The 21,310-nt window shown below is 47.3% G+C and carries 21 protein-coding genes; 14 read left to right on the forward strand and 7 right to left on the reverse strand.

Features of this window, described 5'->3' with window-relative positions; genetic code table 11:
* Positions 1-117: 117 nt before the first annotated feature.
* A complete protein-coding gene (locus HUF13_RS15325) occupies positions 118-1,551 on the reverse strand; it encodes a glycogen synthase (RefSeq protein ID WP_173475933.1) in 1,434 nt (477 codons plus the stop codon).
* 159 nt (positions 1,552-1,710) lie between these two features.
* Here HUF13_RS15325 and HUF13_RS15330 point away from each other — a divergent pair, with 159 nt between their 5' ends.
* Positions 1,711-2,766, forward strand: a complete 1,056-nt coding sequence (locus HUF13_RS15330) for a hypothetical protein (protein WP_173475934.1) — start codon at positions 1,711-1,713, stop codon at positions 2,764-2,766.
* Between the two features lie 549 nt (positions 2,767-3,315).
* On the opposite strand, the gene HUF13_RS15335 is transcribed toward HUF13_RS15330, so the two are convergent.
* Complete coding sequence (locus HUF13_RS15335; protein ID WP_173475935.1) at positions 3,316-4,458, reverse strand: hypothetical protein; 1,143 nt, start codon at positions 4,456-4,458, stop codon at positions 3,316-3,318.
* 164 nt (positions 4,459-4,622) lie between these two features.
* Between HUF13_RS15335 and HUF13_RS15340 the strand changes: the two genes are divergently transcribed.
* Genes HUF13_RS15340 through HUF13_RS15355 form a run of 4 tightly spaced genes read left to right on the forward strand, consistent with a single transcriptional unit; the run spans position 4,623 to position 9,252 of the window.
* Entirely contained in the window at positions 4,623-5,255 is a 633-nt protein-coding gene (locus HUF13_RS15340) for an outer membrane lipoprotein carrier protein LolA (protein WP_173475936.1), read from the forward strand.
* Between the two features lie 18 nt (positions 5,256-5,273).
* Positions 5,274-6,935: a hypothetical protein gene (locus HUF13_RS15345; RefSeq protein ID WP_304039268.1), complete on the forward strand. Its 1,662-nt coding sequence runs from the start codon at positions 5,274-5,276 to the stop codon at positions 6,933-6,935.
* Positions 6,936-6,940: 5 nt separating this feature from the next.
* The gene (locus tag HUF13_RS15350; RefSeq protein WP_304039270.1) at positions 6,941-7,975 is read left to right on the forward strand and encodes a hypothetical protein; all 1,035 of its coding nucleotides are present in this window, start codon (positions 6,941-6,943) and stop codon (positions 7,973-7,975) included.
* Positions 7,972-9,252 (forward strand): DNA replication/repair protein RecF, encoded by a 1,281-nt coding sequence (locus HUF13_RS15355; protein WP_173475939.1) that lies wholly within the window; start codon positions 7,972-7,974, stop codon positions 9,250-9,252. The genes HUF13_RS15350 and HUF13_RS15355 overlap by 4 nt, the downstream gene beginning before the upstream one ends.
* A gap of 300 nt (positions 9,253-9,552) precedes the next feature.
* Here the strand turns inward: HUF13_RS15355 and mscL are convergent, their stop codons facing one another.
* Positions 9,553-10,011 (reverse strand): large conductance mechanosensitive channel protein MscL, encoded by a 459-nt coding sequence (gene mscL / locus HUF13_RS15360; RefSeq protein WP_173387631.1) that lies wholly within the window; start codon positions 10,009-10,011, stop codon positions 9,553-9,555.
* Positions 10,012-10,096: 85 nt separating this feature from the next.
* Here mscL and HUF13_RS15365 point away from each other — a divergent pair, with 85 nt between their 5' ends.
* From HUF13_RS15365 to HUF13_RS15380, 4 genes are all read left to right on the forward strand, one after another.
* Positions 10,097-10,966, forward strand: a complete 870-nt coding sequence (locus tag HUF13_RS15365; RefSeq protein WP_173475940.1) for a DMT family transporter — start codon at positions 10,097-10,099, stop codon at positions 10,964-10,966.
* A gap of 12 nt (positions 10,967-10,978) precedes the next feature.
* Entirely contained in the window at positions 10,979-11,587 is a 609-nt protein-coding gene (coaE, locus tag HUF13_RS15370; protein ID WP_173475941.1) for a dephospho-CoA kinase, read from the forward strand.
* Positions 11,587-11,910 carry a DUF3392 family protein gene (locus tag HUF13_RS15375; protein ID WP_173475942.1) on the forward strand — a complete coding sequence of 108 codons (324 nt, stop codon included), beginning with the start codon at positions 11,587-11,589 and terminating at the stop codon, positions 11,908-11,910. The genes coaE and HUF13_RS15375 overlap by 1 nt, the downstream gene beginning before the upstream one ends.
* Before the next feature lie 339 nt (positions 11,911-12,249).
* A complete protein-coding gene (locus HUF13_RS15380) occupies positions 12,250-13,260 on the forward strand; it encodes a hypothetical protein (protein WP_304039272.1) in 1,011 nt (336 codons plus the stop codon).
* A 189-nt stretch (positions 13,261-13,449) separates the two neighbouring features.
* Here HUF13_RS15380 and HUF13_RS15385 read toward each other — a convergent pair whose 3' ends face one another.
* Both HUF13_RS15385 and HUF13_RS15390 read right to left on the reverse strand, forming a co-directional pair.
* Positions 13,450-16,371, reverse strand: a complete 2,922-nt coding sequence (locus HUF13_RS15385) for a glycoside hydrolase family 44 protein (RefSeq protein ID WP_173475943.1) — start codon at positions 16,369-16,371, stop codon at positions 13,450-13,452.
* Positions 16,372-16,411: 40 nt separating this feature from the next.
* The gene (locus HUF13_RS15390; RefSeq protein WP_173475944.1) at positions 16,412-16,753 is read right to left on the reverse strand and encodes a ribonuclease domain-containing protein; all 342 of its coding nucleotides are present in this window, start codon (positions 16,751-16,753) and stop codon (positions 16,412-16,414) included.
* 52 nt (positions 16,754-16,805) lie between these two features.
* Here HUF13_RS15390 and HUF13_RS15395 point away from each other — a divergent pair, with 52 nt between their 5' ends.
* Positions 16,806-17,141, forward strand: coding sequence for a hypothetical protein (locus HUF13_RS15395; RefSeq protein ID WP_173475945.1), 336 nt, complete (start codon positions 16,806-16,808; stop codon positions 17,139-17,141).
* Positions 17,142-17,314: 173 nt separating this feature from the next.
* On the opposite strand, the gene HUF13_RS15400 is transcribed toward HUF13_RS15395, so the two are convergent.
* Positions 17,315-18,298, reverse strand: coding sequence for an acyltransferase (locus HUF13_RS15400; RefSeq protein ID WP_173475946.1), 984 nt, complete (start codon positions 18,296-18,298; stop codon positions 17,315-17,317).
* A 152-nt stretch (positions 18,299-18,450) separates the two neighbouring features.
* Between HUF13_RS15400 and HUF13_RS15405 the strand changes: the two genes are divergently transcribed.
* From HUF13_RS15405 to HUF13_RS15420, 4 genes are all read left to right on the forward strand, one after another.
* Positions 18,451-18,696: a TIGR03905 family TSCPD domain-containing protein gene (locus HUF13_RS15405; protein WP_173475957.1), complete on the forward strand. Its 246-nt coding sequence runs from the start codon at positions 18,451-18,453 to the stop codon at positions 18,694-18,696.
* Positions 18,697-18,729: 33 nt separating this feature from the next.
* The gene (locus HUF13_RS15410; protein ID WP_173475947.1) at positions 18,730-19,170 is read left to right on the forward strand and encodes a very short patch repair endonuclease; all 441 of its coding nucleotides are present in this window, start codon (positions 18,730-18,732) and stop codon (positions 19,168-19,170) included.
* 61 nt (positions 19,171-19,231) lie between these two features.
* Positions 19,232-19,687 (forward strand): hypothetical protein, encoded by a 456-nt coding sequence (locus HUF13_RS15415; RefSeq protein WP_173475948.1) that lies wholly within the window; start codon positions 19,232-19,234, stop codon positions 19,685-19,687.
* 14 nt (positions 19,688-19,701) lie between these two features.
* A complete protein-coding gene (locus HUF13_RS15420) occupies positions 19,702-20,637 on the forward strand; it encodes a bile acid:sodium symporter family protein (protein ID WP_173475949.1) in 936 nt (311 codons plus the stop codon).
* A 104-nt stretch (positions 20,638-20,741) separates the two neighbouring features.
* Here the strand turns inward: HUF13_RS15420 and HUF13_RS15425 are convergent, their stop codons facing one another.
* The gene (locus HUF13_RS15425) at positions 20,742-21,233 is read right to left on the reverse strand and encodes a hypothetical protein (protein ID WP_173475950.1); all 492 of its coding nucleotides are present in this window, start codon (positions 21,231-21,233) and stop codon (positions 20,742-20,744) included.
* Between the last annotated feature and the right edge of the window lie 77 nt (positions 21,234-21,310).

Below are 21,310 nucleotides of genomic sequence, written 5' to 3' on the forward strand. Positions count from 1 at the left end.
AGCCTTGATTTTACTGATGAAAAAGGCCCGGAGGCTTTTGCCTTCGGGCTTCCAATGGAGTACTTTCTGAAAATTTTTCGGGGCTGGGTTGATAGTCCGACGCTCTAACCGATTGAGCTAAAGCCCCAGCTCACCCAAAGTTAGTAAATATTTTGAAATTGTCTTCGCCCATTCGTAATGGAACCCGCTATAAGCGTTCACTACGCATTTGTCCCAATCGGCGACTTCCGTGTTGTACACATTAATGGCGTCTTTGATGCGGCGCAACATTTGGTGCGGGGCGTTGGCGTCATCGACGAGGAATGCGTTTGCTTCGCCGGCGGTCTCAAGGGTGTAGTCGGTGAGCATGCTTGCGATGCCTACGTTCCTGCCTGTGAGCGGGAGCGTACCGGCTGCCATGGCCTTGAGGATAATCGAGGCGGACGGCTCTTGCAGGTTCGCCGCGAACAAAATATCAGAGGCGGCGAGTGTGTCGCGGAGTTTTTCTCTGTTGTTCGCTTCTTCGGAGTCAAACTGGAGAACGCGGACGAAGTTGCTGTACTGGTGCGAAACTTCCTGGTAGTAGTTCCATTCGGGGTGCTCTGGCGAAATGCCCACAATGATGAGGGCGTTCTGCTTAGCGATGTCCGAAAGGATTGTCGCTAGCGTTTCGGAAGCGTTGCCCGATTCCATGTCCATGTGGCTGTATATGATAAGCTTGTTCGAAAGGTCCATGTCGAACTGGCGCCCGAGGCTCGCCTTCGCTCTGCGCTTTGCTTCCTTGATGGGGAGCTTTGCCTCGTCGTTGAAGTCCCAGAACTTGTAGTTCACGCCGAACTGGATACCCAGGAGCTTCTCGCTGTTGCGGTTGAGGAACCCGCTGAGGCCGCCGGGGAGGTTCGTGTTGAGCATGGCGTCGCGGTAGCCCGACGACGGGAACAGCACCTTGTTTGCATACAGGATACCGGCCTTGAGGAGGCTGATTTTGCCCCAGAACTCGTAGCCGTCCATGTTGAAGTCCTTGCGCGGGAGCCCGATTTTTTCGATTTCGCTGGGCTGTACATGGAAGTCGTAAGTGATGTTATGGACGTTGAAGAAAAACGGAATATTGTGGAAAGTTTCTTGATAGACCGTATGGCAAAGTGCGCCAACAAGAGCGCCGCCCCATTCGTGACCGAGGATTGCCTGGAAATGAAAGTTGCTCTGCGCGCTGTATGTGAGCACAGCCGAGGCGAACATGGCGAATCTTAGGTGGTTATCGCTATAGGGAGGGGAATGCGGTGGGCCGTAAACATAAGGGCGACCGAAATATTCCTCATTATATATATAGGTGTGGAGAGGGTCGTCATCAGAACGCCAAACTTCGAACGGCTTGTTCTGCAACGCTTCGACACCTTTAAAAACGCAATGATACTTGTCGGAATCGATAATGTGGTCTTTATAGAACGGCGAACAAGTTACAACTTGGGAACCGGCATTGGCAAATGCCTGAGTGATGCAGTTTACTGCGGTAGCGAGGGGGCTCGGTACCTTCCAGTTCCCCGCTTCTGGAGTTACGACGAGTATATTCATTGTTTTTTTTATGCACTCCAAATAAAAATTTACCTACAAAAATAGGTATGTATAAATTTATTTATTTAAATTTCAACTGAAAGGGTGTATCTTATTTTTTTTCGTAATAAAGCGTCCTTTTCAACGTTTTCTAAAATAACTTCATCTGAAGGATACAAAATGAAGAAGATTTTCATTGCTGCTTTGGCTACTGCCGTCGCCTTGACGGTGACTGGCTGTAAGGGTACGAACGAAAAGCGCGGCGACGAACACCTTAAGGAAGGGCGTTTCCGCAATGCAATCAACTCTTATCTTGAGGCGAAGAAGAAGGGCAAAATGTCCGATGAATTCTTTGACAATTTCACTCTTGCTCTCGTGCGTGCGGGTGATATGGAATCCAAGAAGGACTTGAGCAGCGACCTTATCAACAACTATTTTGAAAAGGCAGCTTCCAATATCGGTAATGTTAAGGAAGACGCTACTGTCGAAGAATATGTGAAGACTCTCGGTGAAATCGGTAAGCGCCAGGCCGCTCAGGAAGGTGTGGACTACGCTACGATTATCAATGCTTTTGCAAAGATTGACTCTGCTGAAGCTGTCGCAAAGACTCGCCACGTTGCAGAATCTGCCATCAAGAGCATCCGTGAAGAAACTGAAAAGCTTTATGTGGCTCGCAACTTGCAAGAAGCTGTTTCTGAAGACGACCCGGTCGTGAAGGAATACTTGCTCCTCCGCATGGCTGAAATGGCTCCGACGAATCAGGAAATCCAGGCTGCCTTGAACAAGAGCCGCAAGGTCACTCGCGGTTACTTCCTCATCTTCGGCGAAAACGTTCCGGACTTGAGCGGCAAGCAACGTGTGGACAAGTGGGGCTATGTGATGGCTATGCCGACGATCAAGCTTACCAAGACTTCCCTCTCTGGCGAACTCCAGTTCTGGGCTTCTACGGGTAACAACACCGAACTCGATCCGTCTCAGATCAAGCTCGTGTCTACCGAAGGCAAGGAAGTCTTTGCCAAGGGTAACACTGGTTGGTGCGAAGCCGAAGTTCTCGTAGGCAAGAAGGGCGACGAAAAGATTGAAAAGAAGCAGAAAAAGTTCAAGGGCAAGGGCAAGTTGATGAACGAATTCCAGTGCTCTGTGAATATCAGCTTCTCTTTCCCGGGCGGCTTTGTTCCAGATTACATCGAATACAAGGACCAGTACGGTATTGGTCGTAAGTACCTCGGTCACTAATTCGAAGCAGATTTAAAGATCGAATTTCAAGGGCTCGCCGCGGATGCGCGGCGGGTTCTTTTTTTTTTGCAAATGTAGATGAATTTGTTTGAAATGCGTTTGAGGGCGTTTTTTACGTTATAAAACGATAAAATTAGGCGTTTCTTACGTAATTTTATATATAAATGAATCGATTTTTGGTAAAAATAAGTGAAATGATGATGAATCGTGACAGGAAATGCTCATTTCAATAAAAAAATAATGGTTGCAAAGGCAAAAAAGGCTATAAAAACTTATTAAGTTGAAAAATTTTACGTCAAAAAAAAGAGAAAATGCAAAAAGTTACGTAAAATTCGGCCATTTTCTTTTTTTTTTGAAATTTCTGAAAGTAGTTAGTTTGTTTGCTCTTTGGTGGTGGTCGCGTGGCTTTTTTCATAGGTGTTGGAAAATTATGGATGACCGTGGCTGCGACATTGACGCTTCGCGTCGAGGAAGACGAGTATGCAAAAAAAATCCCCGGCGTTTACCGGGGAGCTCATAGCTAATAACCAATGACTATTGAATCACTGATTAGAATTCTGCGTGGGCGCTCATGCCGAGGGCGAACTTCGTCTTTCCAACAACCGGATTCTTGTTCTTGCTGAAGTTGTAGCCGAACCAGAAGGTAACGTTCGTGTTGATGGTCGGGTAGAGGTAGAAGTTCATGCCGAGGAATTCGAATTCGTCCTTGCTGATTTCGGAATCTGGATCGTGGTATTCGAAGCTTACGCCCAAGGAGAACTTCTTTGTGATGTCGAAGCTCGGTTCGATGGCGAAGAGCATCTGGTCTTCCGTGAAGATTTGCGGTGCGGCTCTGTATGCTTCGTCATCGCTGTCGCCCTTGTTGACGATCGCGTAGAAGTAGTTGAGACCCAAGTTGAAGATGCCGTAGTTCAAGCTCGGTTCAACGAGGAACGAGTGAACGGCTTCGCCCTTGTACGGGTGGATGCCATAAGCGGCATAGACGCTGTAGTTGAGAATTTCGAGGCTCTTGGAGTAGTCGAGTTCCGTACCGAAGAAGTAGGTGTAACCACGACCGACTTCGGAACCGAAGACCCAGTCCACACTTGGAGTGATGGTCAAGTGTTCATCCGGGCGGTTCAATAGCTTGAGGGCGTAGGTGCCGAACACGGCGATGGCACTCTTGCTGTCGTCGGTGGCGCCAATGTAGAACTTACCGTCGCCGAATTTTTGGTTGCCGACTTCGACACCGAAACCGCGTACGCTCTGGTCGCGAGAAATAGCGGCATAGCGGCTTGGATCGCGCCAGAAGTAGTAATTGAATGTACCTGCGTTGTAGGTCAAGTCACCGAAGACGAGGCTTACGTCCTGGAATGGCTTCCAGCGGAGTTCCACGCCGTCAAAATTGAATGCGGTGTAGCGGTCGTCGTCGCTTGTGATTGCCGTTGAGCGGGCGAGTCCGTGGCGGATTTCGGCGGCGCCTTCACCTTTTGTGATATTGCTCTTGGTGTTCGTGAAAACGGTAACGGAAACGTTTTCGTCGAGGTTTGCCTTCACAAACAAGTCAATGTCCTGGTTTGCGGCGTTAGTGGGGTCGAAATCCCTGTTGAAGTAGCTAGCGAAGTCAAAATCGACATTACCATGGATTTCGATGTCGGCGGCCATGGCAAAACCGGTAGCGGCGAGGGCAATCGGCAAAATAAGTTTACGCATACAATCCTTCCAAAAAAAGATTTGTTTGAATTTTACGTGCAAAAGATAGAAATATCTTTGCCCTGAAACCAATGTTTTGTTCGTTGAACCCCAAAAATACGGATATGCTTCGTCTTGGCGGCTTCAGTTTTGTAAATTTAATACCGTCTTTAAAAGAGGTGGATATGAAATTCTCCCCCCGTTTTTTTGTTTTTTTGTCGCTTGCCTTGGTGCAAGGTGTTTTCGCGTTGACAGCGGATCAGGTTTTGGATAAGTCAAAGGCTTGGTTCAAGTCGGGCAAGGCTTGGAGCCTTAATTTTAGGGCGCAGATGTTTCAAGTGGATTCTCCGGATGTTCAAACGCAGTCGGGAACGCTTGTTGTTGCCGAAGGGGACAAGTTCAAGCTAGACCTTCTGGGAATTAAGTTCTATAGCGATGGTGAAAGCCTTTGGCAGTGGAATGTGGAACAAAAGCAGGTCCTTATCAAGGCCGTGGAGGACTTGTCGAGTTCGCTTCATCCGTCGGAGCTGTTGTTTAAATATTTGAATTGCAAGGCGCTCGGGATGAGCGAAGGCGAATTTGCCGGGAAAAAACTTTGGGTGCTGAAACTCGACCCTGCAAAGTATGCGGGGCAGTTTACCAAGATGGAAGTTTGGCTTTCGAAGACGGATTATTCACCAGTGCGTCTCTTTACGGAAGATCCGTCGGGAAATGCTACTTGGTATGGCATTCTGGATATGAAGGTGGTCAAGAAAATTTCTAATGATGATTTCAAGTACAAGCCTATTGCGGGTGTTGACGAAATCGATATGAGGTAGTTTGTGAAATTGGGCAAAATGAAAAGTTCATGGGCTTTTGTGGCCTGCATGCTTGTTGGCGGGATCGCTCTGTGCGGGAATGCCTTGGCTGGCGAAACGTTGTTCAGCAACTATGTATTTTCGGTTGCTCCGGCGGGTGAAAATGGAAAGTTGTGGGCGTTCTCGCAAGATAATTCCGGTACTTATAGTGGTATTACGTATTTGAGCTTTAGTGTCGCTAAAGATGGCTCTATTGTAACGGAACCTACGAAAAGAGAACAAGTTTCGGATACGTTGACGGCCGTGCATGACGGATTGCTGTATTCGAATATTTCTGATGAGCAGGCTGAATATCGGCGCCTTTCCGCGATTTATGCCGGTTCAGACCTTGGACTTGTGCTTCCGATTTTTGCGATGGACTCGAATGAACGCTATCGAATTCCGGCTGGATATTTTACAATACGCGATGTGAATAATATTATCGAAAATCCGATCGACATTTCGGCGGCTGCGGATATAGATACTTTAAAAAACAACCCGATGATGTACACGATAAGCGGCTTTGCTTATGATTCGACTGCGAAAAGACTTTGGGTTGCTCGTGGCGCCTTGGGTTTGATGGTCAATGATAGGTCTGGAAAAAATGGAGCTAAGGATACAACGTTTGTCCTGAATTATGAAAAGAAACAGCTGGAAAAACTTGAGGATGTTAAAAAGAATTTGGATTTGAAAAATAATCCTGAAATTTTTGATGTTTGTCTGCATCCGAAAACAGGTGAACTTTGGCTTGCAACGGCGAAGGGTATTTTAAAAAGGAATTCCGATGGAAAATTTTCGACGGTGTCAACGAAACTGGATTCTACAGCTCGTGTGACGGGACTTTGGATGGGCGGTGACCCGCTCCAGATTATTGCCGAGACGAACTACAAAAAGGATGGCAATGTCGTTGGTGGTCTATGGCGCCGTTATGATGGAAAGGACAAAGATTTCTCTAAGGTGAATTTCTTGGATACTGCTGGAAAGGTGCAAAAGAAAGATATCTATGATGAATCGGACTACACTGTGAGTGATGTCGCATTTTTAGGAAAGACGGCCTTTGTGCTGGTCAGTTCTGTTGGTGGATCGACAAGTGGTTACTTCAAGATGGATTCTCTTGGAATTAGGGCTTGGGAAAAAGACGATAACGGAAAGGATAAGTGGCTATATGGCTATGAAACGGGAGCCACGGACCGCAAGATGAGAATTACGTCTTTAACGACGTTCCCGCTTACGGATAAAAGAATGGGACTTGCGATTGGAACGTTCGGAAATGGCGTATCTGTTTCTGCAGATTCGGGCGCAAGTTGGAGTGTTGTGCTGAATCGTGCAAAACTCGACAACAATTTGGGTAGCATCCGTATGGTGCCTTCGGTAATCCTTGCGCCGGGCGAAGAATCGCTTGTTTCGTATAAAGTTGGCAAGGAATCGAAGGTGACGATTGAAGTCTTCAGCTATGACATGCGCAAGGTGCGTACGATTGTGAAGGATGCTGTCCGCAATGCGGATGCTTCGCGAAGCTCGAACCCGAAGGAAGATTTTTGGGATGGTCGAGATGACCACGGCAAGGATTGCACGATGGGCGTTTATTACATCAGGGTAAAGGATAATCACGGTCATATTGGCTGGGGCAAGGCGATGACGCTGGGAGGTAACTTCAGATGATTAAAATGAAAAATCTTGTAGTTACGGCGTTGACGGTTTGTTCGCTTGCTTCTTCAGTTTTGGCGGGACCTTTTTCGAAAAAGTCCGAACTGGGGGGCTTTGATGGTTTTGTGGAACGCATGGGCGCTGGTGTTCGTGAACTCGGACGCGGTAACACGGGTTCTGCGGATACGGCTTCGATGCCTGCGGCTTATTGGAACCCGGCTTTGCTTGGTTTCCGTGAAAACCTTGGTGTTACGGTAAATTTTGAAAAACGCGACTTGGATCGTCTTGGCGGTTCTTTGGGCGTTGAAGGTAAGGTGGGCAAGCGTATGGGCGTTGGCTTTGCCGTGCTTTATCGTGGCGATACGGATTTCCAGGTTATTGATGATGACGATGAAACTGTGGGTGAGGCTGAACCGTTCTTTACGATGTTCTACCTTGGCTTTGCCTATCGTGCGACTCGCCGAGATGCTTTTGGCCTGTCGTTCTCGATGAGCTATGATAATTTGGATATCGCGCAGTATTATGATGGCGTTGAAGATGCTTTTCGTAGCCCCGTCACGATTAACTTGAGCTGGTTCCGTCAATGGAATAGCAAGTGGTCTTCTTCTGTTGTAATTCGCAACTTGAGCTTTAGCAGAAATTTATCTGCAAAATGGACGAAAAATCCAAGCACGAATAATTCACTTGCATCGACAGAAGGTGTACGCCCGAAGGTGTTGCAAATTGGCCTTGGCTATCGTTCGCAAATTATGGGTAAGCCTGTTTACGCTTGGATGGAAGCGCTCGACTACCAGGTGGCCGATACGCTTTTGGCATTTGACCCGCAGCTCCATGTTTGGACAGGCCGCGTCGGCTTTGAATGTGAAATCATCCCGAATGCAACGCTTCGCGTGGGTATGGACGATTTGGATTGGATGCTTGGCGCTGGCTACAAGTTCGACATTCGCATAGGTCGCAAGAAATACCCGATTGAAGTGAACTATGCGTTCCTTTATGAATCTCGTGCCGGTATTTGGACGCCGTTTACCCTTGGATTGAGGGGATACATTCCTTGATTTCTAAGGTGTTCATTTCGAAGGTGCGCAGTCTAGAATCGATGGACTGCAACTTCGATGCTGGCATAAATGTGATTTGCGGGCCAAATGGCTGCGGCAAGACTACAATTCTGGAATCAATCCATTTGCTTGCGCAAGGTTTCTCGTTTAGGTCGAGAGACCTGCGCGAACTTATTACGTGGAAAAATAACGAACTGATTTTGCGTGGTGAGTTTGAAGACGAAGGGCGTACGCGAATGCGCGCGATACGCGTGTATTCGCGTGGGAGCGAAGTGCGCGAAAACGGCGAATCGCTGAAATCGCCGACATCGTTTTTCGGGACATGCCCGGCGGTAATTATGCAGCCTTCGGACATCGAGCTATTGCGCGGAGGACCGGAGGTACGTAGGCATTGGCTCGATGAAATTCTCTGTTACCGATCGGCGGCGAATGCTCAGGTGTTGCGTCGTTACAAGCGTGTTTTACAACAACGTAACAAATGGCTCAAGGAATTTAAGCAAAATGGTGCTGCGGTTGGTGGCGAAGATTTGTTCCGCGTTTTGACGCAACAGCTGATTGAACTTGGCGCTAAATTGTGGGCGGCGCGTATTGCACTTTCGAAAGAAGTTTCTGAAATTATCACGCGGTATTACCGTAAATTATCGGGCGGGGTGGATGAAATTACTTGCGCTTACAAAAGTTCGATTTTAAAAACGCTAGATGCGCTTGATGCCGCAGAATTCATGTCTGATGAAATGATGGATGAATTGCCGGCCGATGCTGAAATTGCGAGAGCTGCTGATGGGGCTGCTATTTACAATGCTAGCGGGAGTGTTACGGGAACTGCGGCTGAAAATGCGTCGGGTTCTGCTTGTGCAGAATGCGCGAATGATGCTGACGGTGTCGTGAGCGAAGAAATGTTGCGGAATGCTTTTTCGCGAAAACTTGCCGATTTGGAATTTGTGGAACGCTTACAGGGAATGACCATGGCGGGACCGCATCGTGATGATTTGGCGCTTTGCGCCTCGGGCTACGAGATGCGCTCTGTCGGGTCGCAGGGGCAATGCCGCTCGGCGGCTGTTGCTATGCGTTTTGCGGCGGTGGATGTGGCTTCGCGCTACTTGACAAAACCGATTTTGCTATTGGATGATATTTTTGCAGAACTGGATGTGAACCGCCGTGATGCGGTGGCATCGCTCATTCGCGAAAAGCAGTGCCAGGTGGTGATAGCAACGCCGCAGGCGGAAGATTTGCCCTTCAAGGCGGATGTGGAGATTAAGTTAGAAGTAGGAAGTTAGAAGTAGGAAGTGGCGATCTTGGCGTAAACGTAAGTACAGGAAATAATGTATCCCCTCCGCAAGAGTAAAACGAGAAATTATGGTTTCCCTCCCTCCGGTCGAGAATGACTGAATCCGAGGATGACAGTACAAAAAAAAACGCGCAATTGGATTGCGCGTTTTTTGCATCGGGGGCGTTACGGGGCCCTCCCCGTTAGAGAGGGTGGCGAGCAACGTAGTGCGAGCCAGGGGGATGCTTCCCCCCTCAGTAAACAAAGATTTTTACTATTGCGATCCTGTCTACTTCCTACTGCCTACCGACTACTTATTTTTCAGCAAGTCGCGAATTTCGGTGAGGAGCTTTTCTTCGGCGCTCGGTGCCGGAGGAGCGGCCGGTGCAGCGGCTGCGGCAGCAGCTTCAGCTTCTTTCTTCTTGCGCATGTTCTGCATGAATCCGAGGAATTTCTTCATCAAGAGGAATACGGCGAAAGCGACAATCAGGAAGTTCAGGACTTCACCGATGAAGGTACCGTAAGGAATGGCGATGCCTTCGGAGGTTGTGTAGACGAGGGTCTTGATGCCTTCGCCTGCGTTCTGGCCACCGCATTTGGCGATGATGGCGGTAACGGTCGGCATTACGACATCGCTGACGAACGAATTGACAATCTTGCCGAATGCTGCACCGATGATGATACCGATGGCCATGTCGACGATATTGCCCTTGAATGCGAATGCTTTGAATTCTTCAATGAGTGAAGCTGCTTTGTTTTTGATCCCCATTTCTTTCTCCTTGTTGGGTGTTTTGTATTTAAATAATTAGAAAAACCTTTAAAGTTTGGCATGCAATTTTTAAATTTGGCTCGCTATGTCATGGTTAATATTGGCTTTTGCCTCGGCTGTTTTTTTAGGCTTTTATGATTTGGCAAAGAAAAAATCGGTTCAGGATAATGCTGTTCGACCGGTTCTGTTACTTTGCAGTGTTTTTTACGCTTTATTCATGCTTCCGGTTCTCCTTTCGGGAAATTGCGAACCGCTTACTTTGCATGATCATTTCTTTTTGATGATAAAGTCTATTATCGTTGGCGGAAGTTGGCTTTTTACGTATAGCGCGATTGCGCACATGCCGCTCAGCATTTCGACGACGATTCGTGCGCTTGCTCCTTTATTTACAATCATGATTGCGGTGGGGTTCTTGGGCGAACGTCCGCAGGTGATGCAATGGGCGGGTATCGCGATTTGCGTTTGTTCGTACATTGGACTGAGCCTCGCGGGCCGGAAGGAGATGGGACACTTCTTTAGTAATGGTTGGGTGGCGGCGATGCTCATCGGGACGATTCTTGCGGCGTGCAGTGGCGTTTATGACAAACTGATTTTGCAGCGGATGAATTTTGAACCGCTGACGGTGCAGGTCTGGTTTAGCATATACATGTGCGTGGTGCAATTTTTGACGACGATGTTCACGTGGTATCCAACGCGCAAAAAAACGACTCCGTTCCAGTTCCGTTGGTCTTTTTTGGCGGTGGCTGCGCTTTTGATTGTGGCGGATCGTTGCTATTTTTTGGCGGTGAGCGATTCGAATGCGTTGATTTCTATTATTACGGTGCTGCGTCGTTCGAGCGTGTTCATCAGCTTCTTGGCTGGAATCCTGGTGTTCAAGGAACGCAAGAGCAAGACGAAATTTTTTGCGATGTTGGGCGTTGTGATTGGGCTTTGCCTGATTTCGCTAGGCCGTTAACTTAGGAGCGTTATGCTAAAGATTGGAATTACGGGGTCTATTGGCGCGGGCAAGTCCTTTGTGGGTGTACTTTTGCGTGAACGTAATTTCCAAGTGCTTGATGCCGACCGCATGGTGCATGAGCTTTACAAGGATTGCGCTGAACTTCGTGCGGAAATGGCTGTGTTCTTTGGCGAAGAATGTTTGACGCCAACGGGTGTGAATAGCACTTTAATTGCCGACCGCATTTTTGCGGATGCCTCTGCCCGTGAAAAATTGGAGCAGATAGTTTATCCGTACTTAGCGCAATCCGTGAAAGATTTTTTTGAAGCGGATGCTTGCGCTACGGGTGTTGCGGGGACAGAATCGGCGAGATTTGTGGAGGCTGCGCTTTTTTCACGTGCACCTTCACTAGTCGAAATGCTCGATGAAATCTGGATTGTCGATGCTCCTGAAAGTGCTCGTTTGCAACGCCTTGTCGCTCGGGGACTTAGCGAAAATGATGCGGCTCGCCGTATTGAAAATCAGCGCGGCGCCTGCGCTCCGGAACTATTCCCTAGCAAGCGGATTCGTACCATCGCAAATGACGGTGGTCGTTCGCAAGTGGAATCTCAACTAGACGAGTTGTTGGAGGTTTTATAATGATGCCTTATATTCACCAATTTGCAAGTTTTCTAAGAGTCCACCTGACTTCTATTTCTGTGGGGTTGGTGGCGACACTTCTTATTCTTTATGGTTCGTATATAAACGATTATTTTAAACGAATTACAAAAAGCTTACCGTTCGTTGTTCGCTTTGCGTTATTTGTGGTGCTTTGCAGCGTTGGCTACGCGTTTGCTAGTTCGCAGCTGGTCCGCCTTTTGAGGCTTGGGCTGCGCCAGCTTTCGGATTTTCCGCTGATCGGCGTTGTTATAGGTAGTTTTGTGCTTTTGGCTTTCCTCGCTAAAAGGGAAAAGGATATTTAACACTGTATATTTGAGTGGTTGTATGATTTATATCACTATGTAAAAAACTATAAAATGATGTTTTTCTTACATCTGCGCAGTTCTGCTTTTAATAATCTATCTTAGGATTCAGAAAAACAAAAGGGTATTACTATGCAGAAAGAAGATATCGTCGTGTTAAGGCAAGTCGTGATCTTTTCTTTAATAGCCATTGTTCTTGGCTTCGTTTACGGCTAGTATATAAAAAATTGGTGTAATATGGTGTAAAGCCGGCACAGTATTTACTGTGCCGGCTTTTTTTGTATGCAAAAGATGTTATATTGTTCTTTGCCTGTTAAAAGATTAAAAAGGGATTGAATAATGCCAGCTGAAATTAAAATTCTTGAAAGAGCTGAAATGTATCTGAGAAAGCTTTCTTGCGGGGTGAATCCTCTAACAGAAGAAGATTTGCCAGAAGGGGACGCTTGCCGACAGGAACGTATTAGCAAGTGCCTGACTTATGTGGCCGATTATTTAAAGCAAAAAGTGATGCCGGTAATGGAACGTCAGGAAAAGGCTAAAGCTCCGAAGCCGCAGAAGGTGTTAAAGCCGCGCGTGGCTCGTAATGTTGCAGATAAAGAACTTGTTTTTACTCCTGAAATGTTGTCTAAATTTGAAATTTCGGATGAGCCTGTTTCTGTTTCGGGCGTTGTTCGTCGTTTGAACTTCTTGATTCCGCAGGATAGCGGAATGATGCCGCTTGTGTATGCGGATGTTGCCGAAGTGCTTTCAAAAGAAGGCGTTCTCTTGAAACAGGAAAATGACAAGGGCAAGGATTTGAATTTGCCGACTCCTCATGGCGAGGAACTTGGCTTTGCCCGTGTCGAAGCGGATATTCGTGGACACCATTCCATATATACGAAGTGCAATGTGGATGCACAAAAGTTTATTTTGGATCATCTTGACCAGTGTGTGGCGCAGGCGAATGAACGCTTGAACAAGCGCAAGGAACGCACCGAACTTGGCGAAACATTCCGTAGTGGTAAAGAAAAATTCCATGTGACCGAAGAACAAATTAAGAATTACCCGACGGATGAGGCTCCGGTGCCGGTGAGCGAAATTGCAAGGCGCTTGAACGATTTGCTTCCGCAGGATTCCAATGTCGAAAAGATTTACTTCAAGACGATTCGCGATTGGTTCGTTTCGCAGAATTACCTTGAAGAAAAGAAGAATGCGCTTGGAAAGATTTTCTTTGTGCCGACGGAAACGGGTTCGCAGAATGGCATTGTGACGGAATCGCGAGTGGGCAAGAACGGCGAAAATTACGATGCTGTCTTGTACAATGGCGTGGCGCAGAAGCTTGTGCTCGACCACGTGAACGAACTGACTTAAAGTCATCCTCGAAGCGTAGCGTAGGGGATCCATAATTTCTTGTATCTACGTTTGCGATAGGATCCATAGAGAATTAAATGAAAAATGCCGCCCCTTTAGTTCTCTTTGGGGGCGGCGTTTTCTATATCGTTTTTTTGTCATGCCCGTCTCCGAACGGGCATCACCATACGCGTCCTGAAATGCTGATACTTATCTCAATCTTCTCAGGCCGCGGGGCATCGGAACTTCCTTGCCGTCTTCGCCGAGCAAGTAGATGTTGTCGAGGCTGATGTAGCCTTTGCCACTGTGGCGTGCGCGGAACGCGAAGTTCTTGATTTTGGTCGGGTCGAGTTGCGGAATCGTTTTGCCCCAGCCTTCCTGCTTCATGTTTTCCCAAATGAGTGTATCGCGGACCCAGTTGCCGTGCGTGTTCTTGAGGCGGATCATGAATTCGTCGTAGTCTTCGACTTGGCTTGACATGATTTGTAGTTCGTGGTAGCCTTTGGGGTTATTGTGCGTTGTGGCGTAATCGAAAACAATACCGACGGATTTTTTGACTTCTTCGGGAACGGCGTAGTAAGCTCCGGAGTAGTTCGGCCAGCCAAGCTCAGGTGGCTGCTCGACGATAAAGTCGTGGCGGATATAGCCGCCGAGAGGCGGGTTGCCGTTGATGATTTTTGCATCCATGGAGGTGGCGTTGTCGCCGTTTACGACCGGGAACCACGATACGTTGTCTAAACCGTTATCGAAATTCTGCATGACGCTTGTGGTGCGGTAAGCACCGCGAATGCGGAATGGTACTTTAAAGGTTGCTTTCTTTTTGTTCTTGCCGGTAAGCGTGATTTTGAGTTCTTGTGCACCTTTAACTACTTTGTCTGTGACTGGAACTTGAACGTGGAAACTTTCGATAGAAGAATTCCATTTGCCATCGTCCGGAGTCGCATGAATTGTGAGGTTTTTCTTTTCCCACTTGTCAATTTGAATTTCTGCGCTCGCGAGTTCGCCACCATCTTGCACGGCGGTCATAAAGAGATCAAGCGTATCACCTGCGGTCATCACCTTCTTTTCGAGTGCGATGGCGAGAGCTTCTGGAGCATTGTTTGCCTGTGCTGGCGGGTTCATGCGGACAACGACTGTTCCGAATGGCGGTACTTCGATATCGCTGTTTTTGCCTTCGATGCGGCGTCCGCTCGGGCCCATTTTCGGGTACGGGTAAGCGTCGCGTTGATCACCAATCCACTTGAATTGTTCTGCGCCAAACACGTCAACTTCTACGCGTGCGTTGCTTGACTTTTTCTTTTCGCTCTTGCGGTCGATTTGTACGATTTGCTTAGTATCGGTGAGGTTCACGAGAAGCACGTTGCAGCTGTTGCCTTTGCAAATGGCGTATGGCACGATGGATTCTGTGGTGCTCTTGACGGGAACAACGGCGTAGCCGCTTTCAAGGAATCGCTTGAATGCCATGTAGACACCGAAGTATTCGGCGGTGGGTTCAAGGCTTGCCCAACGATTCCAAGATCCATTTTTGACAAGTGCTGACAAGCTAATGACGCCCCATGTGTGGTCCGGACCTTCAAAAATATCGCCGAATGCGTCCCATGGGAGCGCTTGGAATCGGTCGCCAAAGCGGACCGCGTATTGCGCGAAAATGTTTGCCATGCCGGCGGCTTGCGGGTAATCCATCCAAACTTGCGTCCCTTGCACGGACGTGCTGAATTCCGAGAGGAACACGCGACGCTTGCCTTCAAGATACTTGTTCATCCAGGCGTTCAGCGTATCGGCGTTGTGCGCGACATCAAGGCTTGCCTTGAGCATATCTGCGGCATTCAAGTTGTTCGGTGCCCAGTACGGATAAGTGTGCAAGTCGACGACATCGAGATAGCGCTTGCCATCGGCCTTTTCGGCTTCACCGACAATGCGTAAGAATTCGGCCATCCAATATTTGCCATCCATGAGTCCGGCGCCTTTTTGCTGCATTTTGTGCGTGCTGAATAGCGGACCATGCAAAATGATGCTTGGGTCAACGGCCTTCATGGCGCGGGCGTATTCGACAAATCGTGCTGCGTATTGCCTTGCCGAAAGCGGACCGGATTCTTCCCATTCGCCATCGAGCTCGTTGCCGATTTGCCATTGCTTGATGTTGTACTTTTTGACTTTGTTTGCGTAGCGTACCCAAGCGGCTGCTTCCTTAGAAGTGCCTGTACCTGCGTTGACGCAAATGACTGCTTGAGCCTTTTGACCATTCACTAATTTCGGAAGCTGGTTGATGTACGTCATGAACTCTTCGAAATGCCATTTGATGCCAGTCCAGTCGGTGCGCGGCTTGTCGCCGTTGCGCGTGGACATGGCGAAGAACTTGTAATCATTCCCGGCGAGCAAATCGTCAGAACCGCTAAAGAGTTTCATTTCCCGAATTTGCACACCTTTAGAAGGTAAGTCGGTTGTCTTGAAGCGGAGCGCCACATAGCGTGCGCGAGTTGTGGCGAACTTGTATTTTGTTTCGCCGCTCGTGACCTTGACGGTTCCCCATCTTTTTAGCTTGTTTTCAAGATTCTGGTGAACGCCTGGGTATTCGGCGTATTCGTCTGTCCAGTATGAAAGTTCAAAAGATTTCGGACGGAGATTGCCCCATTCGATGATGATGGAATCGAGGTTTTTCTTTTCAGGGAACTCAATAACGACCCAAGGCGGATCTTTCGGATCGAGAATTTCTCCCCACCACATCGTGCTTTTGTCGCCATCGGCTAGGTGGCTGCGACGGATAAAACCGTAGTTGTCCTTGGTGGTGCCGCGGTAAATCGTTTCGCCGAGAAATCCCGGTGCCCAACTTTCTTCGCTAGGAGTCCAAAGTCCGGTGCTGTCGTATTTACCGGCGCCGTTCCAGTGGTAGTCATTGCTAAGGCTCCCGTTCGGGAATCGGAAAATTGTGTAGCCGCCATCGACGAGGGCGGGCGTCATGTCGTAATAGCGTGAGGGCGGATTCCAGATGGCGAGATCTGCGCCCATCATGTTTTGCTTGTTGATGACGATGCCCGGATGGGTGTCGTCAATCTCGATGACGTTCTGGGCGGCAAGTGCAGAAGTCGCTGAAATCGCGAAAGCCGTGCTGCACAAAAGTTGCTTGAATTTCATAAGACCTCCTCAAACGTGGGGTAAGGTTCGTTGTGAAAATTTAACGAATTTCTAGCTTGCTAAAAGTTTCGTAATGGTCTGCGGTATAGTAAATAATACAATCGCTTTGGTAAACGAGACGCTTGGTGCCGCGGTTCTTGGCGGAGTATTCGATATCGGCTTCATGGTATGAGCCTTCTGGCAATGTCGCATGATAATTGTTTGCGTTTGAAGCGTAATTGTTGAATTTGTCGCCGCCAATCATCACGCCGATTGTTGTCCACGGGTTGAAATTCCACTTTTCAAAAGTCTTGCCTGTCTTGGTTTCGTAAAGCTGTTGGCCTTCGTTTTTGCCTACGTAATTGCTTGGCAACTTGTCGAATTTGCACAAGTATGCCGCCACAGAATCGCGAGTGGTGTACTTGCCGGATTCTTGGACCGCTTCGTAGATACTTTTGACTTCGACCGAAGAAGAACTTGCTACGCTACTAGACGAGATTGCTTTTGTACTGGAAGAACTTTTGGCTTGGCTGCTTGATGAAGATTCATTACTGCTAGAAAAAATTTTCCCGGCACTGCTTGACGATGTTGCCTTGGAACTAGAGGATTTTTCTGTAAAACTACTGGATGATGTTTTTACGCTTGACGAACTTTTGGCAGTACTGCTTGATGAAGTCTTTTTGATGCTCGAAGAACTTTTAACAGTGCTACTAGATGAAAATTTTTTTGAATCTGTTGATGACGGTGGTGCACAAATAATATTCCCGCAATCGTCGCGTGAATATTCATAACACATTATATTGTCGTAGGAGGCTTCTTTGCAGTTGTCTTCTGGTGCAGACGTTGTGCAGGCGGTTGCCAAAAAACAGGCTGCAGTTGCGAAAAAAAGTATTTTTATCGTTTTCATGTTTTAAATGTAATAAAACGATTTTGCAACATGGGCTTTATGCCATTTCGAATGGCGTTAAGGCCTTATTCTTATATTGGTTCTTCTTGTCAAGACTTTTTTGTTGACGATATACAATATGTATGCGGCGAAAAATGAAATGAGCATGGTGAGAATATTCGAAGAATCCTTGTCGAGAAAGTCTATAAAATCAAAGAATAATTTGTATATAAATATGTGGCACAAATACAATTCTAATGACATTAGCCCAAAGACGGTAAATATTTTATCAATTGTTTTGTATTTGTCAAAAAATATCGCAAGAAGTATGCACAGAACGGGAGTTATGATGATGTAAGGAATATAAGCGAGGGAGCAAGTTTGCAATGCGTAGAAAAAATAGGTTTGAAATAAAATTAAAATAATTGATGCGATAAACGCGGCTGTCAAACCCGCTATTTTTAGTTTTTTGCTGAGTTCGATTCTGCATCCGTCTTTTGCCCAATGACCAAAAATAGCGCCTATGAAAAATATCGGAATTCTTGCGTATGTTAATATAATGAACCCGCCGTAGTTCTTGTTGTTGTAGTAAAGGATACAAGTTAAGGCGTAGATTAACATTAAGGAAAAACCCGCACCGATAAAATGGAAGGATGCCTTAATTCCGTATTTTTTGAATAGTTTAAAGTAAATAGGGTATATGGCGTACAAAAATAAAATGCAAGAAATAAACCAAGATTCGTCACGATACCCAATCCAATAGCCTAGTGTTGTCGCTTTGCATACCAATAAGTAAAAGGCTCTAGCGCTAAAATCCATTTGCGCTAAAAAGACAATGCCAATCACAACCCAATATTCTGGAACGATACGGAAAAAGCGACTTCGATAATATTTTTTTATCTCAAAATTTTTTCGGGACATGGAAAAATACAAACCAAATCCTGACAGAAACAAAAAGATATCCACGCCGCCATAACCGACAGACCTGATAAAATCAATGACGGCCAAATCTGTAGGAACGCGCAAATGAAACAGCATAATCCATAATATGGCAAAGCCCATTATGGCACTTCTGTGTTTTGATATTAATTGAAGTATGCTGTTCACTTTATTAATATACTCGTTTTTATGAAATAACGATATCGGTTCTTTTGTGAAAAGTGTAAATAATCTATATTCATGGAATGTTTAACGATTGCCAAGCAGGTTCTCAGATGGACGAAATTTTCAAAACTAAAGGCACATGCGCTACGACGATTCAATTTACGCGCGATGGCGACAAAATCCGCAATATTCGTTTTACGGGTGGCTGCAACGGAAACCTCAAGGCCATTGCAAAACTTTGCGAAGGCATGACCGCCGAAGATATTGCTGCTAAATTGCTCGGTAACACATGCGGTGGCAAGCCGACATCTTGCGCGGATCAGCTTGCTAAAGCGGTTCTCGGTCGCGAACCGTAATTTGCCAGTCGATTTTTTGCTCGCATTAGGTAAATGAAACGCCGGCGCAAGAAACGTTCTCCGATGAGCCGCTCGCAGATGATGCAGGCGGTTCATTCCGAAGATACAAAGCCGGAAATATTGGTGCGTCGGGCGCTTTTCAAGGCTGGTTTTCGCTACAAGTTGCATCGCCGTGATTTGCCGGGTTCGCCGGATTTGTTTATCCTCAAATATGGCGTGGTGGTGTTTGTGAACGGTTGCTTTTGGCATCAGCATGGCTGCAAATTTACGAGCCGCCCCAAGAGCAATCCTGAATTTTGGAATACAAAATTTGACAATAATGTTGTACGCGATATCAAGACGAACTGGGAACTTTCGTTACAAGGCTTTCGCGTGGCGACCGTTTGGGAATGTTCTATCAAGTACGATTTCGAACGCACTATCGAACGGCTTAAAGCGTTTATTGTTAGCGACGAAGAAACGATTGAGATTTAGACCTGCATTGATGAAATAAAAAAATTATTTTTATTCCAAAAAAAGGTAGTTGAGGAATTATATGCAAATAAGTTACACCGAATGGGTATGTCCTGAATGTAAAACAAAAAATCGTGAATCCTGCAACACTTGGATGTACGGTAGTCCGATTCGCGAATGCAAGGCCTGCCGCTGTGAATATTTGGACAAGCGTTGGCGCGAAGTGGCGATAGACGGTTTTGACCCGCGCAGCAACAATGCGAAGCTCTATGTGAAGGGAGCCCTTTTTCTTTTGGCGCTTGCTCTTGTTTGCGGCGTGCTGACTTATTTCCAGTACAATGACGGACATTACTCCATGAAGGTTGTTATTGCAGGAGTGGCGAGCGCTTTGGGTGCCATTGCCTGTGGAATCAATGCTTTGCGTATCAAGCTCGGATTCCAGAACAAGGACAACGACAAGTACATGGCTGAATCCAAGTTCCGCCTGAGCGACCCGCAGTATGTCGAAAAATTGCGGAAGTACGGATACAAGGTTTAAAAATAGGTGTAGCGATGCGCTTTCTTGAAAAGATTAGTGAATTCGTTGGCAAGTGGATGGCTGTTGTCGTGCTCGTGATTGCAGCGCTTTCGCTGTTCATCCCGAAATCGACGCTTTGGATTGAACTCTCGTGGGTGAATTACCTACTGATGGTTGTGATGTTTGGCATGGGCCTTACGCTAAAGTTGACCGACTTTGCACTTGTATTTGCGCGCCCTAAGGAAATTACGATTGGATGCGCGGCGCAGTTCATCGTGATGCCGGCGCTCGCATTTTTGCTTTCCAAAATTTTCGGGCTCGACGCCGCATTGATGGCGGGTGTGGTTCTCGTGGGCACGTGCCCGGGAGGTACTTCGAGTAACGTTATCACTTACCTTTCGAAAGGCGATGTGGCGCTTTCTGTCGGCATGACTAGCGTGAATACATTGCTCGCGCCAGTGCTGACGCCAGCGATTACCTACCTGCTCTTGCGCACCACCGTGAACGTGGATGTGGTGGCGATGTTCCTTTCCATCGTGAAGGTTGTCATCGTGCCGATTGCGCTTGGGTTCGTTATCAATAAGTTCTTTGGCAAATGGACAGCCCGCGCCGTCAAAGTTCTGCCGCTCGTTTCCGTGATTGCGATTGCGATGATTGTGGCCGCTGTCGTCTCACACAATGCCGCAAAGATTCTTTCCACGGGCGCTATCGTGTTCGCTGTGGTGATTCTCCACAACCTGCTCGGTTACGGCTGCGGATTCGGCCTCGGAAAGTTGCTGAAATTTTCGACATCCAAGATGAAAGCTCTTTCCATCGAAATTGGCATGCAAAATTCCGGGCTCGCCACAAGCCTTGCTGCAACAGCGTTCTCGGGCCTTGCTATGGCGACCGTGCCCGGCGCCATCTTCTCCGTATGGCATAATATTTCCGGCGCAATTCTTGCGAACGTTTACCGCCGTTGGGGCAAGTAGTACCGTCTAGCACCGCAGCGAGTCTCGTGTAATGCCTGTGGATATTTTCCGCAGGCTATTTTCAAGAAATCGCGTGAACGTTTATTGCAGTAATGAAATGCGCACTAATCGCATCCGTAAAAAAGCTGCGTGTTGCGATGCCATGCTGCTTTGCGATAAACCGGCTCCAACAGCGAATCATTTTCGTTCAAAAAGAATGTGTGTTTTTTGGTGCACATCGATGATAGCTGGATGCAATAACGAGCGGTCGCTTCTGTGTGATGCTTTCTGTGGAAGCATGAAAGCATAAGCAAGTGGTCGTTCTTCATCGCTTTTTCAACGGCGCCACGATAAATGCGGGGGAGGCTGCACCCGCGAATCCAGACCGCAAAAGCTCCGTTCGCAAGCGCAATGTCTAAAATACGACGTTCCGCATCCGAATGGAACGTGCCCACAAGGCACTGGTGGAACCGCCCTGCTTCTGCGGCCCATTGCTCCAGTCGATAATCATCTGCGTCAAAGTTTCTCGATGCGAAAACACCGATTTTCGTTTCTGGCCCAAACCACAATCGCATGGATCCCTCTGTGTTGATTCCGATAAGTTTGATTCTGTTCATATTTTTGCTCCCTTAAAAAATAAAGACCGCCCCGCTTGCGCGGACTGCGATCTAATAACATCACCCTTTCTGGTGCT

Source organism: Fibrobacter succinogenes, from assembly GCF_902779965.1.
Taxonomy (GTDB): Bacteria; Fibrobacterota; Fibrobacteria; order Fibrobacterales; family Fibrobacteraceae; genus Fibrobacter; species Fibrobacter succinogenes_F.

What these genes read in the sequence shown, in the direction of transcription:
- HUF13_RS15345 (WP_304039268.1), top strand. Translation starts at nt 5,274, where the DNA reads ATGAAAAGTTCATGGGCTTTTGTGGCCTGCATGCTTGTTGGCGGGATC.
- HUF13_RS15350 (WP_304039270.1), top strand. Translation starts at nt 6,941, where the DNA reads ATGAAAAATCTTGTAGTTACGGCGTTGACGGTTTGTTCGCTTGCTTCT.
- coaE (WP_173475941.1), top strand. Translation starts at nt 10,979, where the DNA reads ATGCTAAAGATTGGAATTACGGGGTCTATTGGCGCGGGCAAGTCCTTT.
- HUF13_RS15405 (WP_173475957.1), top strand. Translation starts at nt 18,451, where the DNA reads ATGGACGAAATTTTCAAAACTAAAGGCACATGCGCTACGACGATTCAA.
- HUF13_RS15425 (WP_173475950.1), bottom strand. Translation starts at nt 21,233, where the DNA reads ATGAACAGAATCAAACTTATCGGAATCAACACAGAGGGATCCATGCGA.
- HUF13_RS15375 (WP_173475942.1), top strand. Translation starts at nt 11,587, where the DNA reads ATGATGCCTTATATTCACCAATTTGCAAGTTTTCTAAGAGTCCACCTG.
- mscL (WP_173387631.1), bottom strand. Translation starts at nt 10,011, where the DNA reads ATGGGGATCAAAAACAAAGCAGCTTCACTCATTGAAGAATTCAAAGCA.
- HUF13_RS15410 (WP_173475947.1), top strand. Translation starts at nt 18,730, where the DNA reads ATGAAACGCCGGCGCAAGAAACGTTCTCCGATGAGCCGCTCGCAGATG.
- HUF13_RS15385 (WP_173475943.1), bottom strand. Translation starts at nt 16,371, where the DNA reads ATGAAATTCAAGCAACTTTTGTGCAGCACGGCTTTCGCGATTTCAGCG.
- HUF13_RS15380 (WP_304039272.1), top strand. Translation starts at nt 12,250, where the DNA reads ATGCCAGCTGAAATTAAAATTCTTGAAAGAGCTGAAATGTATCTGAGA.
- HUF13_RS15325 (WP_173475933.1), bottom strand. Translation starts at nt 1,551, where the DNA reads ATGAATATACTCGTCGTAACTCCAGAAGCGGGGAACTGGAAGGTACCG.
- HUF13_RS15415 (WP_173475948.1), top strand. Translation starts at nt 19,232, where the DNA reads ATGCAAATAAGTTACACCGAATGGGTATGTCCTGAATGTAAAACAAAA.
- HUF13_RS15365 (WP_173475940.1), top strand. Translation starts at nt 10,097, where the DNA reads ATGTCATGGTTAATATTGGCTTTTGCCTCGGCTGTTTTTTTAGGCTTT.
- HUF13_RS15400 (WP_173475946.1), bottom strand. Translation starts at nt 18,298, where the DNA reads ATGGGCTTTGCCATATTATGGATTATGCTGTTTCATTTGCGCGTTCCT.
- HUF13_RS15340 (WP_173475936.1), top strand. Translation starts at nt 4,623, where the DNA reads ATGAAATTCTCCCCCCGTTTTTTTGTTTTTTTGTCGCTTGCCTTGGTG.
- HUF13_RS15335 (WP_173475935.1), bottom strand. Translation starts at nt 4,458, where the DNA reads ATGCGTAAACTTATTTTGCCGATTGCCCTCGCCGCTACCGGTTTTGCC.
- HUF13_RS15330 (WP_173475934.1), top strand. Translation starts at nt 1,711, where the DNA reads ATGAAGAAGATTTTCATTGCTGCTTTGGCTACTGCCGTCGCCTTGACG.
- HUF13_RS15420 (WP_173475949.1), top strand. Translation starts at nt 19,702, where the DNA reads ATGCGCTTTCTTGAAAAGATTAGTGAATTCGTTGGCAAGTGGATGGCT.